The organism is Rhizobium esperanzae, assembly GCF_014197615.1.
Taxonomy (GTDB): Bacteria; Pseudomonadota; Alphaproteobacteria; order Rhizobiales; family Rhizobiaceae; genus Rhizobium; species Rhizobium esperanzae_A.
Map to the genome: position 1 here is coordinate 1 of NZ_JACIFY010000009.1, position 20766 is coordinate 20766.

Sequence of the window (20766 nt, forward strand, 5' to 3'; positions counted from 1 at the left end):
TCGATCACTGTCACATCGGTATCGGTGAAATCAATGACGTTGTCGGCGTTTAAGTCGCTCGTCGTCGTCTTCGACAATCCGTTGGCGGTGGTGACCGTCGTCGATTTCGAGCGCAGAATAGAGGATGCGTTTGTGTTGTAGGTTGAAGTGACGAGCGTCACGTCGCCTGACGCCGCTGTGGTGGATGTGGTGACAGTTTTGGTTTCGCGGGGTCCGTTACCGTCTGCATCGACCGATACGGTGATGGTGCGGCCGTCAGCACTCATGGACGTGTCGACCTCTGACAGAACCTTACCGTTCGAGCTGCGATCGATCACTGTTTTGGTGCGGCTGCCATCCGCCGCGACCGTTGTGGTCTCGGTGACAATATCGTCGTGGGCCCCATTCCCGTCCGGGTCGAGACTGGTCGTCTTGGTCAGGCCATCGGCGGAGCTGGTGACGGCTGTCCCAAACAGGAGCGTCCCGTTGACGCTGAGTTGCTGCGTGGTCGTGGTGGTCGAACCATCGGCGCTTTTGACAAAAGTCTGCCGTTGGTCAGCAATGCCATCGCCGTCCTGGTCAACCGTGGTCGTCACGGTCAGATGATCGGCGCTGGTGACCGTCGTGGTGCGATCCTTCAGCGACCCATCCGCATTGAAGTTGGAGACGGTCTTGGTCTGGACGCCTGATGCATCGACGGTGAGCACATTGGTCTGCGAGCGGTCAAAAGTGCCATTGCCATCGTCGTCGAACTGCGTCTGGACACTTTTGCCATCGGCGCTTGTCGTAACGATATTGCGGAAGGCTAGGCTGCCATCCTTGTCGTAGGCAAGAATCGTCTTCTCGACCGAACTGTCGGCCTTCGTCGCGCTGGTCGTCTTGACGATATAGGCGTCGTCATCGGCCATCAGTTGCGCATCACCGACGGTTCCCGTCGTGCCATCAGCACGGGTGAAGGTCGTGGTTCCAGTGATAGCGGAACCGTCGCTAAAGGTTTGGCCGCTTCCCTTTGGGGTCAGGTCGATCGAGGTGATGCCGAGGCCGTCGAGAGTGACGAGTTGTCCGTTTACATCCACACGGAATTTCGACCATTGGACATCCCCTGCATCCAGCTTGCCGTTGCCATTGGTGTCGAAGACATGCTTCAGCGCCTCGAGGTCGCTCGTCGCCGAAGAGTCCCACTCAGTGAAGACGAATTCATTCGATTGGCTGATCTTGCCGTCACCATTTGCATCGATGACAAGCACACCGGTGCCGGCACCTGCCCAGGCGGTCCGATGCAGATAGCCATCGCCATCGATATCTACGAATTTCGAGGAGTTTGACAGCTCGTCGATGCTCAAACCGTTACCGGAAAGATCGAGGAGAACTGGTACACCTTCGACCGCGTCAGGATCATAATCTCCCGTATCCGTCGCCCAATGCAGACCTTTGCCTACGCCATAGTCGGTCCATTCTCTTTGCCCCCACCCCAGGTCATGAGCGTTACGCCCTTTGTCGCCTTCGTCCGGCCCGTTCCAGTTATCGAAGGGGTTAGACCCTTTTCCCCATCCTAAATCATGGGCGTTGCGCCCTCTGTCGCCTTCGTCCGGCCCGTTCCATTTGTCGAATGGACCGCCGCCACCACCACCGCCACCACCACGGCCGCCATCGCCACCGGGAGAGCCACCGCTGCCGCCGAAAGAGCCATCATCGCCGAAAGAGCCACCGCCCCAGGATGACGAGCCATACCCGCCGTAGATATCGGAGGATCCACCGCGACCGGACCCACTCGAATATCCACCGCCCTCGTCATAGGAAGAGGCGTCCCAGAAATTCCTAAAATCCGACAACGATGCCGGTGTAAGTGGAGTGACGGAGGTGAGTGGGGAAGGAGCATAGAGGGGCTTGAAACTTATCGGGTCAACAGGAAGAGTGGGGGCGGTCGGCACTTGAGGTGCCGAGTTCAATGTATTCAGAGGCGCAAGACCCTGGCTCGCAGCGGTTCCCCACTGGTCAATTGCGTTGCCGGTCTGGACGATGGCATCCAATGACTGCTCTACGTTCGCATGAATGGTTCCTGTGGCTTCGATTCCACTTCCCAACCAGGAATTCGGGCCGGAATACAAGAAACCTGCTCCCGCCCTTGAGAGGATATTCCCCGCTTCGATGTTGGGAATGCTAGTGTGCGGCAAATCCTGAGTTATGCTAATCTTCAAATTAGCGGCCTTTGCGGCATCCTCCACAAACTGGATACAATTCGTACCAAGGATGCCGTATGATTGCTTGCCGGCGTTAACATTGTCGATGAATGAATCCAGATATGCTGAAATATCATCGTATTGTAGCTTATTTATTCCAAACTGAGTTACAACGGCAACTCCGGTATCTGCCTTATACATACCAGACGCGCCATACACATGATCCAATGCACTGCGTAAAGAATTCTGCGAAATCTTTCCATCTTCATCAAACGACATCAAACCTGGAATTGAAACGCTGCGAACGTTCCCAGAATTCGTAGGATGGTTCGTGATGAGGTTACTATTCTTGGCGGCACTATATCTTCCGAACTCATAGTATTGATCGCGCCCGAGTGAATCGACAATCATGAAACCAGCGTGTCCCAAGCCGGGCGCTTCAAGCTGGAGAGGAGACATTACGTTGTAGTTAGGAAGAACTAAAGGTACAAATGCCGACGAATTTTTCATTTTCATCACCTTGTAAATATATTATCAGTCTCTTTTCTTGCAGCCCTCAAGAATAATAGCTGTCGGGCCATATATATCGTTCAACCAGTTTTGGCAGGCATCCTCATACCGGGCTTGCGGAACAATGAGCGTACCGTTGCCGTCGACAAAAACACCCCGCTCGGGCATGAAGATGGTGTCATTTAATCCGTCCCCAAAGAGGGTGACGTACGGCCTGTTTCTGCACGGGACGTCCAGCCCGGAGCAAAATCCATTTGGCCGATGGCGGCCATCCCTTAAGAATTTAGGACTGTTCGCGTTTGGTGCACTTCCCTCAAGATCGCTGATGCCGCAATTCGTGACGCCCCAATTATAACGCGCTGGGATCTTCTCCGTCACAATTTGCCGAACCGCGAGTAGAATGCGCCTTTGGCCATTAATGTTCAGGCCTATATGCCCTTGGAGGTCGGCATACTGGATATATTCTTCTCTTAGTGGTGGAAGAGGTTCGATCGACGTCTTATAGTAGATACTGACCATTTTTACATTTGCGTTGGCGATGGCGCAACCCAAGATGAAATGGGAGTTTCCGCTATTATCGTCGAAGAGAACACGGTAGTATTCTTCTTCCCCCCTGTTGCCGCCGCTAGGATAAAACGTTCTGCCAAAAGGAACGGCGTCTTTCTGACATCTCTCATAGAATGCGTCGGCAGAGGGTAAGAGCTTGTGACACTGCAACTCGAATTCGCTCGTAGCGAATGCGATCGTCGGAAATAGCACCAATGCGGCCAAGCCAAGGAGCCTCAGCAAATAGCGATATGCCAGCACGTACCAGCCTATCAAGACGGACGGTGCGATCCGGCGCATCCGTAGAGAGATTAGCCATCTAACAGGCCATTCGTGAAACGCGATGAAATCGCGCTCGTAGTTATCTTCCACAATAACATCCTTGGTCTATTCAACCTTTAGACTTCAACAAAATTGCAGCGCATATCAATTTTCAGCCAAGCCGGCCGGCCGAGATAGGGCGCAAAGCAGAGTTGAAAATGTCCTAAGTAAAAAAATTGTTCCTCGGCAAAATGCGGGCTTAATCCTCACTAAGTCAGTCGCGAACCTTGCGATAGAGATGATCTTTTCTCTCCTTGGCTGTCGCCACATGCTTGTAAAACCCCGTGATATCGACCTTTACGATAAAAGCGTTTTCATGATTCAATCAAGTAGCTTTCACAATCTTAGCTTGATTTCGGAGAGCGACAGAAGGACGCACCCGAGAACCCCTAGATTCCTATTGGAGTTATTCTGCTAAATTCGTCGCGAGCTGTCGCTTTCCTGCAATCGTTTCTAGTAGCTTGCGAGCGACCGTTGTTAAATCGAACATAGTTTCTATCTTTATTAGGAATTATGCATTTTTAATTGATGCAAGTCTGGTTAGGCAGGCGACTGTTACTCATTCATGAACCCGCCACTGGCAAAACGCGCAGTCCGGCGCGTCCACCACGTCAACAAGGGCAGCTCGTTAGGTCTTCATACCGAAGACAGATAATTTCGATGCCGGATGGCTTCTTTGTGCTTGGCTTGCAGCCACCGGCGGTTGTGATAGTCGCTTACCTTGAGATGGTGATGCCTGGGCTGCAGAATTTGGCACCATTTAGCCGAAGCACTCTTTGAACTTGGACACCGTTTCTGGCCCCGTGAACGGACATTTGCCGACACAGCAGTTTTTTTGCCGATGACCCCTTAAACTCGATCTCCACGGCCTAACTAAATCTCAGTTTCTGCGCCAAAGTTTTGGCTCTCCACTGACTGTAGCGAATTCTGGTGTTGGCTCGATCGTTGAGGGCTGCATGCCACCGGCGCCGCAAAGCTGAACCTTCCAGCTAATTTCAGTCAATCATCGATCTTTGTGCCGGCGCGGCTGCCCTTATGCGCCACTGTCCTTTTCGGCGCTTGTCGCCATATGCTTAAGCTCGTCCCACAGACTTTCGGCAAAACTGTGCAGGACCGTGAGTTCGAAGCTGTCGTCGCCGGTGCGGGCGATCTGCACGGAGATATGGCCGATCATGGTCATCACAGAACTGCCTTCCGCAAAGACGGCGGGATCGAGATCGACGGCGGTGCCCTTTGAAAGAAGCACCCGCGAAGACCGGCCTGATATGCCGATGCGCACGCGTCCGTGGCTCTGGTCTATGACGAAGGCTTTTCCAGCAAGGGCCGCCGCAAGTGCATTCAGACCGGCAGGCGAGAGCGGCTCGTCGCCGGCGACGAACCATTGGCGGAAGCCGGCCTTGCGGATCGAACTGCTGGTAAAGCCGGCTTTGGCCAATTCCGTGGCGAGAGCCGCCGGCTCGATCGTGCCGAGCACGTGCAGGAGATGGCCTTCCGGCAGGGCCTCCAGCCGGATGCCTGCTCCAGAAATGCCACTATATGCCGCTCCGGCAAGAACCGGTTTGTGCTGGGGAAGATCAGGCATGGAGCTTCTCGTTTTCGGGATCGATGAAGACGGGATGGCAGAGCACCGCATCGGTGAATTCATTGCGCAGGCCGTTCCAGACCGTCACCTTTTCGCCGATGCGCTCAGGTCCGCGCCGGACCAGCGCCAGGCCGATCGTATGGCCGAGGCTCGGCGAGAAGGCGCTCGAGGTGACGTAACCCTGGTCGTTTTCGAGCGTCGCCGCAGCGCCTTCGGCAAGGATATGCGAGCCGGTGCGGAAGCCGCTTGCCGGATTGAGCGGCTTGACGCCGACGAGGCGCGGACGCTCGGGATCCTGCAGGCCTTCGCGGGCAAGCATCGCCTTGCCGATGAAATCCGGCTTGGTGCTGGAAATCATGCGGCCGAAACCGAGATCCCCAGGGGTAACCGTGCCGTTGATCTCGGCATGGGTGACATGGCCCTTTTCGATGCGCATGACGCCGAGCGCTTCGACACCATAGGCTGAGATGCCGTGTTTCTCGCCTGACGCCATGATGGCATCGGCAACGCTTTCGCCGTAGCCAGCCGGCACCGCCAGCTCGTAAGCGAGTTCGCCCGAGAAGGAGATCCGGAAGAGCCGGCCTTCGAGGCGGCCTGCGAATAGCGACACCTTGCGGGCGCTCATGAAGGGGAAGGCCGCATCGGAAAGATCCTCGTCGACGATTTCCGAGAGGATGGCGCGCGACTTCGGCCCGGCGACGGCCATCTGCGCCCATTGATCGGTCGAGGAGGCGAAACAGACGTCGAGTTCCGGCCAGAGCGTCTGGGCGCAGAATTCGAGATGGGTCAGCACCCCGGCGGCCAGCGCCGTCGTCGTCGTCATGAAGAAATGGTCGTCGCTGAAGCGGCTGGTGGTACCGTCATCATAGATGAAGCCATCCTCGCGCAGCATGATGCCGTAACGCGCCTTGCCGACGGCCAGCTTGGCGAAGCCGTTGCAATAGACCCGGTCGAGGAAGGTCGCAGCATCCTTGCCGAAGATTTCGATCTTGCCGAGGGTCGAGACGTCGCAGAGGCCGGCATTCTTGCGGATGTTCAGCACCTCGCGATCGACGCTTTCGCGCCACGTCGTCTCGCCGGCGCGCGGGAACCAGGAGGAGCGGTACCAGAGGCCGGTTTCGACGAAGACCGCGCCATTCTTTTTCGCCCAGCCGTGCAGCGGCGATTTGCGCGCCGGCTGGAAATCCTTGCCGCGCGATGCCCCGGTCAAAGCGCCGAAGGAGACAGGTGTGTAGAAGGGCCTGAAGGTCGTCGTTCCCACCTCGGCGGGCGATACGCCGCGCGCCTCGGCAAGGATGCCGATGGCGTTGATGTTGGAGAGCTTGCCCTGGTCGGTCGCCATGCCTGATGTGGTGTAACGCTTGGCAAGTTCGACATGGCCGTAGCCCTCACGCACGGCAAGGCCGAGATCTTTGAGATGCACGTCGTTCTGGTAATCGACAAAGGCTTTGCCCTTCGAGCCCTTGACCGACCAGAGCGGCTTTGCGTGCGGAGCCGTCTCCGTGCCTGAGGCAAAGGCCGGTTCCGCGGCGAGGCCGATTGCCTGCAGCGCGGCGGCAGCCTTTGCCGCGCCATCACCGAGGCAGGCTGCGGTCTGTGCAAGGCCGGCGGCTGCGCCGGCGACGGCAAGACCGTCCTGTGATGCCGGCGCCAGAAAGGCCGAAGACTCCTCGGACCATTGCGGCTTGCCGCCGCAATGGCAGGCCAGATGAATGACCGGGCTCCAGCCGCCCGACATCGCAAGCGCATCCGCGTCGATCCGGCGAATGCCGCCTGCGGTCTCGACGCTGACACCGCGCAGGCGCTTGCCGCCCTCTGCATCGATGATCCGGGCGCCCCGCAGAACTTCGGCGCGGCCCTGCCAAAACTTGCCGCCATCGGCGCGGCTGTCGACGATCGCTGCAACTCGAAGGCCGGCGGCTTCGAGGTCGGCGGCGGTGTCATATGCAGTATCGTTGGTGGTGAAGATCACCGTACTTTCGCCAGGTGCTACCGCCTGCCGATTGAGATAGCTGCGCATGGCGCCTGCCATCATCACGCCTGGAATATCGTTGCCGCCGAAGACGAGCGGCCGCTCCTCGGCTCCCGTCGCCAGGATCGCCTGGCGGGCGACGATGCGCCACAACCGTTCGACCGGGCGCTCGGGATCGGGCAGCGCCACATGCTTCTGCACACGTTCGACCGCGCCGAAAACATTGTCGTCGTACCAGCCGAACACGGTCATGCGCGGCAGACGGCGCACATTCGAAAGCCCTTCGAGTTCGGCCAGCAGCTCGCCGAGAACAGCGTCCGCCGGCTTGCCGTCGACAGCGCCATTGTCCGAGAGCAGGCTGCCGCCGAGTTCGGCGCCTTCGTCGGCAAGGATGACGCGCGCGCCGGCGCGCCCCGCCGTCAGCGCCGCGGCGAGGCCGGCAGGGCCGGCGCCGATCACCAGCAGATCGCAATGCGCCCAGCATTTCTCATAGGCGTCGGGATCGGCGTCGTAGGAGGCCCGGCCAAGACCCGCCGCCTTGCGGATCACCGGCTCGTAGAGCTTTTCCCAGAGGGCCGCCGGCCACATGAAGGTCTTGTAGTAGAAACCGGCGCTGAGGAAAGGCGAGAGCAGGCCGTTGACCGCGCCGACATCGAAACCGAGCGAAGGCCAGCGGTTCTGGCTCTTGGCCGTCAGCCCCTCATAAAGCTCGATCATCGTCGCACGCGTATTCGGTTCGGTGCGCCCGCCGCTGCCTGTCGTCACCAGCGCGTTCGGTTCGGCGGCTCCCGCCGTCAGGATGCCGCGCGGGCGGTGATATTTGAAGCTGCGGCCGACGAGCTGGATACCGTTGGCCAGCAGCGCCGAGGCGAGCGTATCGCCCGGATGGCCTTGCAGCGCCTTGCCGTCGAAGGTGAAGCCCAGTGTCCTGGCGCGGTCGATGCGGCCGCCGGAGGAAAGACGGAAGCTCGTCATGCCGGTTCTCCGCCGAGCTTGGCAAGGGCGGCATCCCTGACGCCATGGACCTTATGGGTGACGGTATCGCGCTCGACGATCAGCCAGCGGCGGCATCCGGAGGAATGGTGCCAGTATTCGCTATGCCGGCCCTTCGGATTGTCTCTGAGATAGACATAGTCGTACCAGGCATCCGCGCCGGCATCCGGCGCCGGCCGGACAAGGTTCGCATCGCCGCGGATCGAGAATTCCTCCTTGGGCCGGACGCCGCAATGGGGACATGAAATCAGGCTTGCCATCGTCTAAATGTCCTCAGTGCAGATTGGGCTGGGCGCCGACGCCCTTTTCATCGATCTGATAGCCGCGCGCGAAACGGTCGAGCCGGAAGGCGCGCGCCGTCTGGTGCGGCGTGTTGCGGGCGATCAGATGGGCGTAGCAGAAGCCGGAGGCGGGCGTGGCCTTGAAGCCGCCGTAACACCAGCCGGCGTTGAGATAGAGATTATCCATATGGGTGCGGTCGATGATCGGCGAGCCGTCCATGCTCATATCCATCACCCCGCCCCAGGAGCGCAGGTAGCGCACGCGCGACAAGGACGGGATCATCGCAATCCCGGCCTCGGCGACATGTTCGACCGAAGCCAGATTGCCGCGCTGGGCATAGGAATTATAGCCGTCGATATCGCCGCCGAAGACCAGGCCGCCCTTGTCCGACTGGGAGACATAGAAATGCCCGGCGCCGAAGGTGACGACATTGTCGATGAAGGGTTTGAGCCCTTCGGAGACGAAGGCCTGCAGCACATGGCTTTCGATCGGCAGGCGAAGGCCGGCCATATCGGCGACCACGGTGGAATTGCCGGCCGCCGCCAGCGCCAGCTTGCCGCAACCGATGAAGCCCCTGCTGGTCTCGACGCCGGTCACCTTGCCGTTTTCGGTGCGGATGCCGGTGACTTCGCACTGGGTGATGATGTCGACGCCGCGGCTGTCTGCGCCGCGGGCATAACCCCAGGCGACCGCGTCGTGGCGCACCGTGCCGCCGCGCGGCTGGTATAGACCACCCATGACCGGGAAACGGGCATTGTCGAAATCGAGGAAGGGCAGCTTCCTGCGCACCGCCTGCCGGTCGAGCAACTCGGCATCGACGCCGTGCAGCCGCATGGCGTTGCCGCGGCGCGTATAGGCGTCACGCTGCGCATCGGAATGGAAGAGGTTCAGCACGCCGCGCTGCGAAACCATGGCGTTGAAGTTGAAGTCCTGCTCCAAGCCTTCCCAGAGCTTCATCGACAGTTCGTAGAAGGGATTGTTGCCCGGCAACAGGTAATTCGACCGGATGATCGTGGTGTTCCTGCCGATATTGCCTGAGCCGAGATAGCCCTTTTCGAGCACGGCGACATTGGTAATGCCGAATTCCTTGGCGAGATAATAGGCGGTGGCCAGGCCGTGACCGCCGCCACCGACGATGACGACGTCGTAATGCGGCTTCGGCGCCGGATCGCGCCAGGCAGGCGCCCAGCCTTTGTTGCCGCGAAGGCCGTTCAGAAAAATCGAAAGAGCGGAATAGCGCATGGATCACCCGGAAAGAACAGCTGCATGATGCCAGAAAGAAGCGTGCGGACTTGCACAATAGGGACATGAATCGCTAAGAAAGGGACATGTCCTCACTTGATAGCAGAAATGTCCAGACGATCGGCTTCATCCTGATTCCGGGATTTGCGCTGATGTCCTATGCCTCGGCGACGGAACCGCTGCGGGCGGCAAATCTTCTGGCCGGCCGCGAGATCTATCGTGTCTCCACCTATTCACCGGACGGCGCGCCGGCCCTTTCCTCCTCCGGCGTCAGCGTGCCCGCCGAACCTCTTCCCATGCGGGGATCGGGCCTTGGCACCGCCTTCGTCTGCGCCGGCGGTCTGCCCCGGGACTGGCGATATCCCGGCGTGCTTGCCTGCCTGAGGCAGCTGTCGCGCGAAGGCATGCGGATCGGCGGCATATCGGGCGGCCCCTATCTGATGGCCGCCGCCGGTCTGCTTGCCGGCCGCGACTTCACCATCCACTGGGAATATGCGGCAGCCCTTCTCGAAGCCTTCCCGGAGCTGACGCCGCGCCAGGCGCGTTTCATGATCGACGGCAACCGCATCACCTGCGGCGGCGGCATCTCCGCCCTCGATATGATGCATGTGCTGATCGCCGAGCGCATGGGACCGGATTTCGCCCGCCGGGTCAGCGACTGGTATCTTCACACCGAGATCAACGAACCCGCCGCTCCGCAGCGCGCCTCGCTCGCCGAGCGCTACGGCGTCCACCACCCCGGCCTGCTGAGCGTTCTCGAACGGATGGAGGAGACGATCGAGATGCCGCTCGAGCGCGCCGCCATGGCGCGCATTGCCGGCGTCACCACCCGCCATCTCGACCGGCTGTTTGCGACCCATCTCGGCACCAGCTTCCTCGATCAATACCGCAGGATCAGGCTGCAACATGCCCACCGCCTGCTGAAACAGAGCCCGCTTTCCGTCTCGGAGATCGCTGTTGCCACCGGTTTTTCCAGTCTCAGCCATTTTTCCCGGATGTTCCGTGCTGTTTACGGCATCGCTCCCCGGGCGGCGCGGCGGGAATAGGTTTTCTTCACGGTTGAGAAATTTTCACTATGGCGATAGGATTGCCTTGACGCAAAAGAGAAGGCAGCAGTGAAAAATCCGATGAAAGCCAAGGGCGAAGCGGCAGATCAACCGGAACAGGCAGAGGGCGGACGCACGCCCTTTTCCCAGGATCCGCACGCCGTTCGGGAACCGAAGGAAAACAACCTCGAAATGGCGATCGGCCATGAGGTGCGCGCCTACCGCAAGAAACTCGGCATCACCGTCACCGATCTGGCGGCCGCGACCGGCATTTCGCTCGGCATGCTGTCGAAGATCGAGAACGGCAATATCTCACCGTCGCTGACGACACTGCAATCGCTGTCGCGGGCGCTCGGCGTGCCGCTCACCGCCTTTTTCCGCCGCTTCGAGGAGCCGCGCAATGCCGTCTTCGTCAAGGCAGGGCAGGGCGTCGAACTCGAACGGCGCGGCACCCGCGCCGGCCACCAATATAATCTGCTCGGCCATATCGACAACAATACCAGCGGGGTCATCGTCGAGCCCTATCTGATCACGCTGACGGCCGATTCCGACATCTTCCCGACCTTCCAGCACGAGGGCATGGAGTTCCTCTATATGCTGGAAGGCGAGGTGGTCTACCGCCACGGCGACCAGCTTTTCCAGATGCAGCCGGGCGACAGCCTGTTCTTCGACGCCGATGCGCCGCATGGGCCGGAACAGCTGGTAAAACTGCCGAGCAAATACCTGTCGATCATCAGTTATCCCCAGCAGAGCTCGCGGAGCTGAATTGCCTTAGAGGAAAACTTTATTCTTCCCAGTTGATGTCCCAATAGAGACCTGCTACTCCTTTCTCAACATGAACGGAGGCACGCGCCATGTGCGGCATTGTAGGACTGTTCCTCAAGGACAAGAGCCTTGAACCCCAGCTCGGGAATCTGCTCTCGGATATGCTGATCACCATGACCGATCGCGGGCCGGATTCGGCCGGCATCGCGATCTATGGCGGCACGTCCGAGGGCAGGGCAAAGATCACCATCCAGTCCGCCAATCCGGGCGCCGATTTCGAGGGCCTCGCCGGCGACCTCGAGAAGGCCGGCATCAAAGCCCATGTGTGGGTCAAGAGCACGCACGCGGTCATCGAGCTCGATGCTTCCAAGCTTGCAGACGTGCGCGAGACGCTCGAACGGATCCGCCCGGCAATCCGCCTGATGGGCTCGGGCGAAAGCGTCGAGATCTACAAGGAAATCGGCCTCCCCAAGGACGTCGTGGCACGCTTCGGCGTCCGCGCAATGAGCGGAACCCACGGAATCGGCCATACGCGCATGGCGACCGAATCCGCCGTCACCACGCTCGGCGCCCATCCATTCTCGACCGGCGCCGACCAGTGCCTGGTGCACAACGGCTCGCTCTCCAACCACAACAATCTGCGCCGCGAACTGGTGCGCGAAGGCATGACCTTCGAGACGCAGAACGATTCCGAAGTCGCCGCCGCCTATCTCACAGCCGAAATGGCCAAGGGCAAGGATCTCGGCCAGGCGCTGACCGGCGCGCTCGACGATCTCGACGGTTTCTTCACCTTCGTCGTCGGCACCAAATCCGGCTTCGGCGTGGTGCGCGACCCGATCGCCTGCAAGCCCGCCGTCATGGCCGAGACCGACCAGTACGTCGCCTTCGGTTCGGAATACCGCGCGCTGGTCAACCTTCCCGGCATCGAGAATGCCCGTGTCTGGGAGCCGGAGCCGGCAACCGTTTACTTCTGGGATCACGACAAGGCCGCCTGAGGGGCGCCCGGAGCAATGAGGAATAAATGCCCATATTCGATCTTTCCAACACCCCTCTTCGCGAACTGAACAGTGCGCTGTACGCCCTTTCCCAAGGGGCGAACGACACCGAATTCGAAGTCGTCAACCCGCGCGGCAGCCATGCGGTCGCCGTCGGCATCGACAGCCCCGTCACGGTCGCGGTCAGGGGATCGGTCGGCTATTACTGCGCCGGCATGAATGACGGCGGCACCATTACGGTTCACGGCTCGGCCGGTCCGGGCGTTGCCGAAAACATGATGTCCGGCACCGTCGTCATCGAGGGCGACGCCAGCCAGTATGCCGGCGCCACCGGCCGCGGCGGCCTGCTCGTCATCAAGGGCAATGCGGCCTCGCGCTGCGGCATTTCGATGAAGGGCATCGACATCGTCGTTCACGGCAGCATCGGCCACATGTCGGCCTTCATGGGCCAGTCCGGCCATCTCGTCGTGCTCGGCGACGCCGGCGATGCGCTGGGGGATTCACTCTACGAAGCCAAGCTCTTCGTCCGCGGCGAGGTCAAGAGCCTCGGCTCCGACTGCATCGAGAAAGAGATGCGGCCAGAGCATCTGGAGAAACTCGCCGAGCTGCTCGAGCGCGCTGGGGTCACGGGCGTCCGCCCCGAAGAGTTCAAGCGCTACGGCTCGGCCCGCAAGCTCTACAATTTCAACATCGACAACGCCGACGCGTATTGAGGCGAGGGACATCCATGAGCTATCACAACCCCTATACCCCGCCCCGCAAGTCCGCGACTTTCGACGACTATACGCTGGCCGAAATCCGCCGCGCGGCGGCCACCGGCATCTATGACATCCGTGGCGCCGGCACCAAGCGCAAGGTTCCGCATTTCGACGACCTGCTGTTCCTCGGCGCCTCGATCTCGCGTTATCCGCTCGAAGGCTATCGCGAGAAGTGCGACACGACAGTGGTGCTCGGCTCGCGTTTCGCCAAGAAGCCGATCACGCTGAAGACGCCGATCACCATTGCCGGCATGAGCTTCGGCGCGCTGTCCGGCAATGCCAAGGAAGCGCTCGGCCGCGGTGCGACGATCGCAGGCACTTCGACCACGACAGGCGACGGCGGCATGACCGATGAGGAACGCGGCCATTCGCAGACGCTGGTCTACCAGTACCTGCCTTCCCGCTACGGCATGAATCCCAGGGATCTGCGCCGCGCCGACGCGATCGAAGTCGTGGTCGGCCAGGGCGCCAAGCCCGGCGGCGGCGGCATGCTGCTCGGCCAGAAGATCTCCGACCGCGTCGCCAATATGCGCAATCTGCCGAAGGGGATCGACCAACGCTCGGCCTGCCGCCATCCGGACTGGACCGGCCCCGACGATCTGGAAATCAAGATCATGGAGCTGCGCGAGATCACCGATTGGGAAAAGCCGATCTACGTCAAGGTCGGCGGCGCGCGCCCCTATTACGACACCGCCCTTGCCGTCAAGGCTGGCGCCGACGTCGTCGTGCTCGACGGCATGCAGGGCGGCACGGCGGCCACACAGGACGTCTTCATCGAGAATGTCGGCATGCCGACACTCGCCTGCATTCGCCCGGCCGTTCAGGCGCTGCAGGACCTCGGCATGCATCGGAAGGTGCAGCTCATCGTTTCCGGCGGCATCCGCTCCGGCGCCGACGTTGCCAAGGCGCTGGCGCTCGGCGCCGATGCGGTCGCGATCGGCACGGCCGCACTTGTGGCGATCGGCGACAACGATCCGCACTGGGAAGAGGAATATCAGAAGCTCGGCACCACGGCCGGCGCTTATGACGATTGGCATGAAGGCAAGGATCCGGCCGGCATCACCACCCAGGACCCGGAACTGGCAAAACGCCTCGACCCGGTTGCGGCCGGCCGCCGCCTTGCCAACTACCTCAAGGTGATGACGCTCGAGGCGCAGACGATCGCGCGCGCCTGCGGCAAGAACCATCTGCACAACCTCGAGCCGGAAGATCTCGTCGCACTGACGATCGAGGCATCGGCCATGGCGCAGGTGCCGCTCGCCGGCACCAACTGGATTCCCGGCAAGGGAGGCTTCTGATTTCTACCGGCCGGGCCAAAGTCCCGGCCGTCTCATTTCCATGACCAAAGTGTCTCGAAGAAATCCAAAGGGGAACGAGAATGACACTGGACCTTGCTGCTTTTGCCAGAGACAAAGGCATCAAATATTTCATGATCAGCTACACGGACCTCTTCGGCGGCCAACGCGCCAAACTGGTCCCGGCTGAAGCCATTGCCGATATGCAGAAGGATGGCGCCGGTTTCGCGGGTTTTGCGACCTGGCTCGATCTGACGCCTGCCCATCCGGACCTGTTTGCGGTTCCCGATGCTTCCTCCGTCATCCAGCTCCCATGGAAGAAGGACGTCGCATGGGTCGCGGCCGACTGCGTCATGGACGACCGGCCTGTCGAACAGGCGCCGCGCGTGCTGCTGAAAAGACTGGTCGCCGAGGCTGCGAAAGAAGGGCTCCGGGTGAAAACCGGCGTGGAGCCGGAATTCTTCCTCATCTCCGCCGACGGCTCGGTGATTTCGGATCAGTTCGATACCGCCGAGAAGCCTTGCTACGATCAGCAGGCGGTGATGCGCCGCTATGACGTCATCGCCGAAATTTGCGATTACATGCTCGAACTCGGCTGGAAGCCCTATCAGAACGACCATGAGGATGCGAACGGCCAGTTCGAGATGAACTGGGAATATGACGACGCCCTTCAGACGGCGGACAAGCACTCCTTCTTCAAGTTCATGGTCAAGTCGGTCGCCGAAAAACACGGGCTTCGCGCCACCTTCATGCCGAAGCCCTTCAAGGGCCTGACCGGAAATGGGTGCCATGCCCACATTTCCGTTTGGGATATCGACGGCAAGGTCAACGCCTTCGCGGACAGGGAAATGCCCTTCGGGCTCTCCGCCCAGGGCAAAACCTTCCTCGGCGGCATCATGAAACATGCCTCGGCGCTCGCCGCCGTCACCAATCCGACGGTCAATTCCTACAAGCGCATCAACGCGCCGAGGACGATTTCGGGCGCAACTTGGGCACCGAATACCGTCACCTGGACCGGCAACAACCGGACGCACATGGTGCGTGTGCCGGGCCCCGGCCGCTTCGAACTGCGGCTGCCCGATGGCGCGGTCAATCCCTATCTCCTGCAGGCGATCATTATCGCCGCCGGCCTTTCGGGCATTCGATCGCAAGCCGATCCCGGCCGCCACTACGATATCGATATGTATCGTGACGGGCATACGGTGACCGACGCCCCGAAGCTGCCGCTCAATCTCCTCGATGCGCTGCGCGAATACGAGAAGGACGAAGAATTGCGCGCTTCGCTGGGTGCGGAGTTCTCCTCCGCCTACCTCAAACTGAAGCACAGCGAGTGGAACACCTATTGCTCGCATTTCACCGAGTGGGAGCGGAGCACCACGCTGGATATTTGAGTTCCCAGCCGCATCCGCAGCCATCTCCCCCGTGCCACGGGCACGGGGTCTTCTCCTTCGTTCGGATCGCCCCATGACCCAGTACATTCTTACGGTATCCTGCAAATCGACGCGCGGCATCGTTGCGGCGATTTCGAGCTATCTGGCCGAGAAGGGCTGCAACATCATCGACTCCAGCCAGTTCGACGATCTCGATACCGGCAAGTTCTTCATGCGCGTCTCGTTCATTTCCGAAGAGGGGCTTTCGGGCGCCGAGATCGGCGCTGATTTTTCCGCCGTCGCCGCGCCCTTTGCGATGGATTACGAATTCCACGACAGCGAGAAGCGCATGAAGGTGCTCTTGATGGTGTCGCGCTTCGGCCACTGCCTCAACGACCTGCTCTACCGCTGGAAGATCGGCGCGCTGCCGATCGATATCGTCGGCGTCGTCTCCAACCATTTCGACTACCAGAAGGTCGTCGTCAACCACGACATCCCCTTCCACCATATTCCGGTCACCAAGGCTAATAAGGTGCAGGCCGAAGCCCGTATCATGGAGGTGGCCGAGCAGACCGGCACCGAACTGATCGTGCTCGCCCGCTACATGCAGATCCTGTCGGACGAGATGTGCCAGAAGATGTCGGGCAAGATCATCAACATCCACCATTCCTTCCTGCCGAGCTTCAAGGGCGCCAACCCCTACAAGCAGGCCTATGGCCGAGGCGTCAAGCTGATCGGGGCGACCGCCCATTACGTCACCGCCGATCTCGACGAAGGCCCGATCATCGAGCAGGACACGGCGCGCATCACCCATGCGCAGTCGCCCGACGACTACGTCTCGATCGGCCGCGATGTCGAAAGCCAGGTGCTGGCGCGCGCCATCCACGCCCATATCCACCACCGCACCTTCATCAACGGCAACCGCACCGTCGTCTTCCCCGCAAGCCCCGGCAGCTACGCTTCCGAACGCATGGGGTAAGAGGGTCATCGGTGCCGGACAGACGCTATCGAAGTTTTGGGAAATGCACGTCGGATGGGCTTGCCACGACGCGAAAGGCTTATATAGTCAAGAAATAAATATTCCATAGAGGAAATAAGAGGGAACGGTAATGGCATTATCATGGCGTTTCTCCGTGTTGGCGGATCGGCATCGCGCTCTGGGATCGAAGCTCGAGGACTGGAGCGGCATGGGGACCGCCTGGACCTACGACAAGGACATGTCGGAAGAACATGTCGCCGTCCGTACCAAGGCCGGCCTCATGGATGTCTCCGGCCTGAAGAAGGTGCATCTGGTCGGTCCGCATGCCATCGCCGTGCTCGATTACATCACCACCCGCGATCTGACGAAGATCTATCCCGGCCGCTCGGTCTACGCGACCATGCTGAACGAGCGCGGCCATTTCACCGACGACTGCATCGTCTATCGCACCGGTCCGAATTCCTGGATGCTGGTGCATGGTTCCGGCTCCGGCCACGAGGAAGTCGTCAGGCAGGCGGCAGGCCGCAACTGCGCCGTGCTCTTCGACGACGACCTGCACGATCTGTCGCTGCAGGGCCCGCTCGCGGTCGATTATCTCGCCAAATACGTGCCCGGCATCCGCGATCTCAAATATTTCCACCATATGCAGACGACGCTGTTCGGTGCGCCGGTGATGATCTCGCGCACCGGTTATACCGGCGAACGCGGTTACGAGCTCTTCGTGCGTGGCCAGGATGCCGTCATGGTCTGGGACCGGATCGTCGAGGAAGGCAAGGAGATGGGCATCATCCCCTGCTGCTTCTCGGTGCTCGACATGCTGCGCGTCGAAAGCTACCTGCTGTTTTATCCCTACGACAATTCGCAGATGTATCCCTTCGCCGACCAGCCGCCCGGCGACAGCCTCTGGGAACTCGGCCTCGACTTCACCGTCAGCCCCGGCAAGACCGGTTTCCGCGGCGCCGAGGAACATGCCCGCCTCAAGGGCAAGGAACGCTTCAAGATCTTCGGCATGCTGATCGATGCCGACGGACCGGCCGATCTCGGCGACGAGGTCTTTGCCGACGGCAGGAAGGTCGGCGTCATCACCTGCCCAAGCTATTCGTCGCTGACGAAGAAATCCATGGCGATCGCCCGCCTCGACGTTGACAAGGCGGTGCATGGGACGAAACTCGAGGTCCGCGGCAAGACCGTGAAGGCAGGCGGCACCGCCCATACGCTTCCCTTCGACGATCCGGAGAAGAAGAAGAGGACTGCCTTGGGTTAAGGAGCACGCGAATGCTCGTTGCAGGCATCAAGAGCCGACCAGTCTATAAGGGCCTGACCATCCAGCCGCGCGCCCGGCGGCACATTTTCGCGCTCGAAGGGGAGGGCGCCAGAGCTCTCCTCGACCAGCGGCCAGCGCTTGACGAAGCGGCCCTTTCCCGCAGCGAGATCCTCTATGTCGCCCGCGGCTCGCAAGGGTCCGGCCTGGGCGAGGCGCTGCGCGGTCTCGGCGCCGATATGTTCTTCACGGCGCCGACCATTGCAACCCTCATCTTCCGATTGAAGGGCTCGCTCGCCACCGCCCATATGGGCACCCGCCTTTATATCGCAGGCACCGAAGGCTTCATCGGCCAGGCGATGCTGGTGGCGCTCGATTACGGCATGGACCATGCCTCTCTCATCACCGAGCACCGTGGTTCGCTTGCCAGGCGGGTGCAATGCGTCCATTGCAAGGGCATTACCGACGACGTCACCATGAGCCCGTTTGCCTGCAGCCATTGCGGGCTGACGCTTCTGGTGCGCGATCATTATTCGCGCCGGCTCGCCGCCTTCCAGGGCGTCAACATCGACGCGGAAGAGCCCGGCAGCGCGCCCGATCCGGAGGAGTTGTTCCTTTGAGCGGTGGCACTGAAATTCCCGTCCGCGTGGCGCGGATCACCCCGATCGCCGAGCGCGTCAAGCGCTTTCGCTTCGAACGCCTGGATGGCGCGCCAATGCCCTATTTCTCCGGCGGCGCCCATATCATCGTCTCGATGAACGACGGCGGCCATGTCAGACGCAACGCCTATTCGCTGATGTCGCCGCCGCATGATTGCGCCGCCTACGAGATCAGCGTCCTGCATGTCGAGGATTCACGCGGCGGCTCCACCTTCATGCATGAGAAGGTGCGGGAAGGCGACCAGCTGAAGGTCAGCTATCCTGTCAACCTCTTCCAGCCGGATTGGCGCGGGCGCAAACATCTTCTGATTGCCGGCGGCATCGGCATTACGCCCTTCATTGCGATGATGGAGCAGTTTTCCCGCGAGGGCGCCAATTTCGAACTGCATTATGCCATCCGCACCCGCGACCGCGGCGCCTATTGGCGGGATCTCCTGGAACGCTACGGCCCGCATCGCATCAAGATCCATTGCGACGCCGAAGGCGGCGCCATCCCGCTGACGCGCCTGCTCGACAGCCAGCCGCTCGGCACGCATCTTTACGTCTGCGGCCCGTCGGGCATGATCGACGGCGTGTTGAAAACAGGATTGGAGGCCGGCTGGCCGGAGCAGAATCTGCATTCGGAACGCTTCCTGTCGTCTCTATCAGGCAAGCCCTTCACCATCGAGCTAATCCGTTCCGGCAAGACCGTCAAGGTCGGCCACCACGAAAGCATGCTGGAGGCGATCGAGGCGGCGGGCGTCGACGCGCCTTTCCTCTGTCGCGGCGGGGCCTGCGGTCAATGCGAAACCGGGGTCGTCACCTGCGACGGCAAGCTGCTGCACAATGACGTCTATCTGACGAGCGAAGAAAAAACATCCGGCCGCAAGGTGATGATCTGCGTTTCCCGCTTCGAGGGAAAGACGCTGCATCTTGATCTCTAGCGGCATCTGATAAAGCGGAACAAGGAGACCTGATATGGCAATCGTCTTCAAGCAGGAAACTTTCCGGAACGATTTCAGCTACCGGAACAGCCCTGAGAATATCCGGCGTTTCCCGTTTCCCTTCGACCGCGACGAATACATGTATTCGGTCAATATGGAGCCGCATGTGCACGGGCGGGCGGGGACCGTCTACGAAAGCCTGATCGACGTCGACGAACATTACGTCGCCGAGATGCATGACCGGGCGCTGGTGCTGAAGGAAGATCCGCTGCGCTATCAGGCCCTGCCGCACATGATGAGCGCGCAGTGGGACACGCTCGAACTGCTGATGGAAGAACAGGCGGCGGGCTATCCCGACCATTTCACCCTGATCCGCAACGGCGACCAGTGGCGCTGGATCAACAGGCCGCTCGGCATCGACCACAGCTTTACCTTCGGCGATGCCTCGACGCTGCCCTGTGAGCCCTTCGAATACATCACCCGCCAGGCCCAGGGCGATTTTTGCATCGTCGATCAGCGCGACGGCAATCTCTGGATGGATGCCGGCATGGTGACGACCCAGGCCGACTGGTCGCTCGATTTCGACATCGGCATGAATTTCATGGAATGGCATGGACCGGTGCCGCTCGCCCACCAGATCGGCGTCTTCGACCGGGCCTTGAAATTCCTGCTGAACCTGCAGCAGGGCAAGCCGACGCGCCGTTTCAACTGGACGATGACGATCAATCCGCGGCTCGACACCAGCCCGGAAAATTACCACAAATGGGGTCCCGATCGTACGACGGTGACGCCGGAGAATGTCGGAGAGAAGGTGCATCTGCGCGTCGAGCTGCAGAGCCTGTGGCGCCTGCCGCGCTCGAACGCCATCCTCTTCGTCATCCGCTGCTACCTGATGAACATGGAAGAGCTCGTCACCGTGCCGAAATGGGCGCGGCGCCTGCCGCGCGTGCTGAAGACGCTGCCGCCGGAGCTGATCGACTACAAGGGCCTCACCCGTTTTCGCCAGACGACGATCGACTGGCTTTCCCGATATGACGACGGGGCCCCGACCAGCCCCGGCATCTATCCCGACTGACACCTGCAGCCCGGCGCGTCCGTCCGGACGCGC

General features: G+C 60.7%; 16 protein-coding genes and 1 pseudogene. 11 read left to right on the forward strand and 6 right to left on the reverse strand.

The window, feature by feature from the left end; all coding sequences use genetic code 11:
• From GGD57_RS29190 to GGD57_RS13485, 6 genes and pseudogenes are all read right to left on the reverse strand, one after another.
• Positions 1-2669, reverse strand: a pseudogene (locus tag GGD57_RS29190) (hypothetical protein); the annotation flags it as partial.
• Positions 2670-2693: 24 nt separating this feature from the next.
• The gene (locus tag GGD57_RS13465; protein WP_184470445.1) at positions 2694-3587 is read right to left on the reverse strand and encodes a hypothetical protein; all 894 of its coding nucleotides are present in this window, start codon (positions 3585-3587) and stop codon (positions 2694-2696) included.
• Positions 3588-4569: 982 nt separating this feature from the next.
• Positions 4570-5118: a sarcosine oxidase subunit gamma family protein gene (locus GGD57_RS13470; protein ID WP_184470447.1), complete on the reverse strand. Its 549-nt coding sequence runs from the start codon at positions 5116-5118 to the stop codon at positions 4570-4572.
• Entirely contained in the window at positions 5111-8065 is a 2955-nt protein-coding gene (locus GGD57_RS13475) for a sarcosine oxidase subunit alpha family protein (RefSeq protein ID WP_184470449.1), read from the reverse strand. The genes GGD57_RS13470 and GGD57_RS13475 overlap by 8 nt, the downstream gene beginning before the upstream one ends.
• On the reverse strand, positions 8062-8343 hold the full coding sequence (locus GGD57_RS13480; protein ID WP_004674480.1) for a sarcosine oxidase subunit delta: 282 nt from the start codon (positions 8341-8343) through the stop codon (positions 8062-8064). The genes GGD57_RS13475 and GGD57_RS13480 overlap by 4 nt, the downstream gene beginning before the upstream one ends.
• A gap of 13 nt (positions 8344-8356) precedes the next feature.
• Positions 8357-9607: a sarcosine oxidase subunit beta family protein gene (locus tag GGD57_RS13485; protein WP_184470451.1), complete on the reverse strand. Its 1251-nt coding sequence runs from the start codon at positions 9605-9607 to the stop codon at positions 8357-8359.
• Positions 9608-9693: 86 nt separating this feature from the next.
• Here GGD57_RS13485 and GGD57_RS13490 point away from each other — a divergent pair, with 86 nt between their 5' ends.
• The 11 genes from GGD57_RS13490 to GGD57_RS13540 all read left to right on the forward strand — a co-directional run bounded on the left by GGD57_RS13490 (position 9694) and on the right by GGD57_RS13540 (position 20733).
• Entirely contained in the window at positions 9694-10653 is a 960-nt protein-coding gene (locus GGD57_RS13490) for a GlxA family transcriptional regulator (RefSeq protein WP_184470453.1), read from the forward strand.
• Between the two features lie 81 nt (positions 10654-10734).
• Positions 10735-11418 (forward strand): helix-turn-helix domain-containing protein, encoded by a 684-nt coding sequence (locus tag GGD57_RS13495; RefSeq protein WP_184470845.1) that lies wholly within the window; start codon positions 10735-10737, stop codon positions 11416-11418.
• A gap of 89 nt (positions 11419-11507) precedes the next feature.
• Positions 11508-12413 (forward strand): class II glutamine amidotransferase, encoded by a 906-nt coding sequence (locus GGD57_RS13500; RefSeq protein ID WP_184470455.1) that lies wholly within the window; start codon positions 11508-11510, stop codon positions 12411-12413.
• A 26-nt stretch (positions 12414-12439) separates the two neighbouring features.
• A complete protein-coding gene (locus tag GGD57_RS13505; RefSeq protein ID WP_184470457.1) occupies positions 12440-13126 on the forward strand; it encodes a GXGXG domain-containing protein in 687 nt (228 codons plus the stop codon).
• 14 nt (positions 13127-13140) lie between these two features.
• Positions 13141-14469, forward strand: a complete 1329-nt coding sequence (locus GGD57_RS13510; RefSeq protein WP_097616662.1) for an FMN-binding glutamate synthase family protein — start codon at positions 13141-13143, stop codon at positions 14467-14469.
• An 80-nt stretch (positions 14470-14549) separates the two neighbouring features.
• Positions 14550-15857 carry a type III glutamate--ammonia ligase gene (glnT, locus tag GGD57_RS13515; protein WP_184470459.1) on the forward strand — a complete coding sequence of 436 codons (1308 nt, stop codon included), beginning with the start codon at positions 14550-14552 and terminating at the stop codon, positions 15855-15857.
• 73 nt (positions 15858-15930) lie between these two features.
• Positions 15931-16815 carry a formyltetrahydrofolate deformylase gene (gene purU, locus GGD57_RS13520; protein ID WP_184470461.1) on the forward strand — a complete coding sequence of 295 codons (885 nt, stop codon included), beginning with the start codon at positions 15931-15933 and terminating at the stop codon, positions 16813-16815.
• A 130-nt stretch (positions 16816-16945) separates the two neighbouring features.
• Positions 16946-18079 (forward strand): aminomethyltransferase family protein, encoded by a 1134-nt coding sequence (locus GGD57_RS13525; RefSeq protein ID WP_184470463.1) that lies wholly within the window; start codon positions 16946-16948, stop codon positions 18077-18079.
• Between the two features lie 11 nt (positions 18080-18090).
• Positions 18091-18696, forward strand: coding sequence for a dimethylamine monooxygenase subunit DmmA family protein (locus GGD57_RS13530; RefSeq protein WP_184470464.1), 606 nt, complete (start codon positions 18091-18093; stop codon positions 18694-18696).
• Complete coding sequence (locus tag GGD57_RS13535) at positions 18693-19658, forward strand: PDR/VanB family oxidoreductase (protein ID WP_184470466.1); 966 nt, start codon at positions 18693-18695, stop codon at positions 19656-19658. Before GGD57_RS13530 ends, GGD57_RS13535 begins: the two co-directional genes overlap by 4 nt.
• A gap of 34 nt (positions 19659-19692) precedes the next feature.
• Positions 19693-20733: a heme-dependent oxidative N-demethylase family protein gene (locus tag GGD57_RS13540; RefSeq protein WP_184470468.1), complete on the forward strand. Its 1041-nt coding sequence runs from the start codon at positions 19693-19695 to the stop codon at positions 20731-20733.
• Positions 20734-20766: the final 33 nt, after the last annotated feature.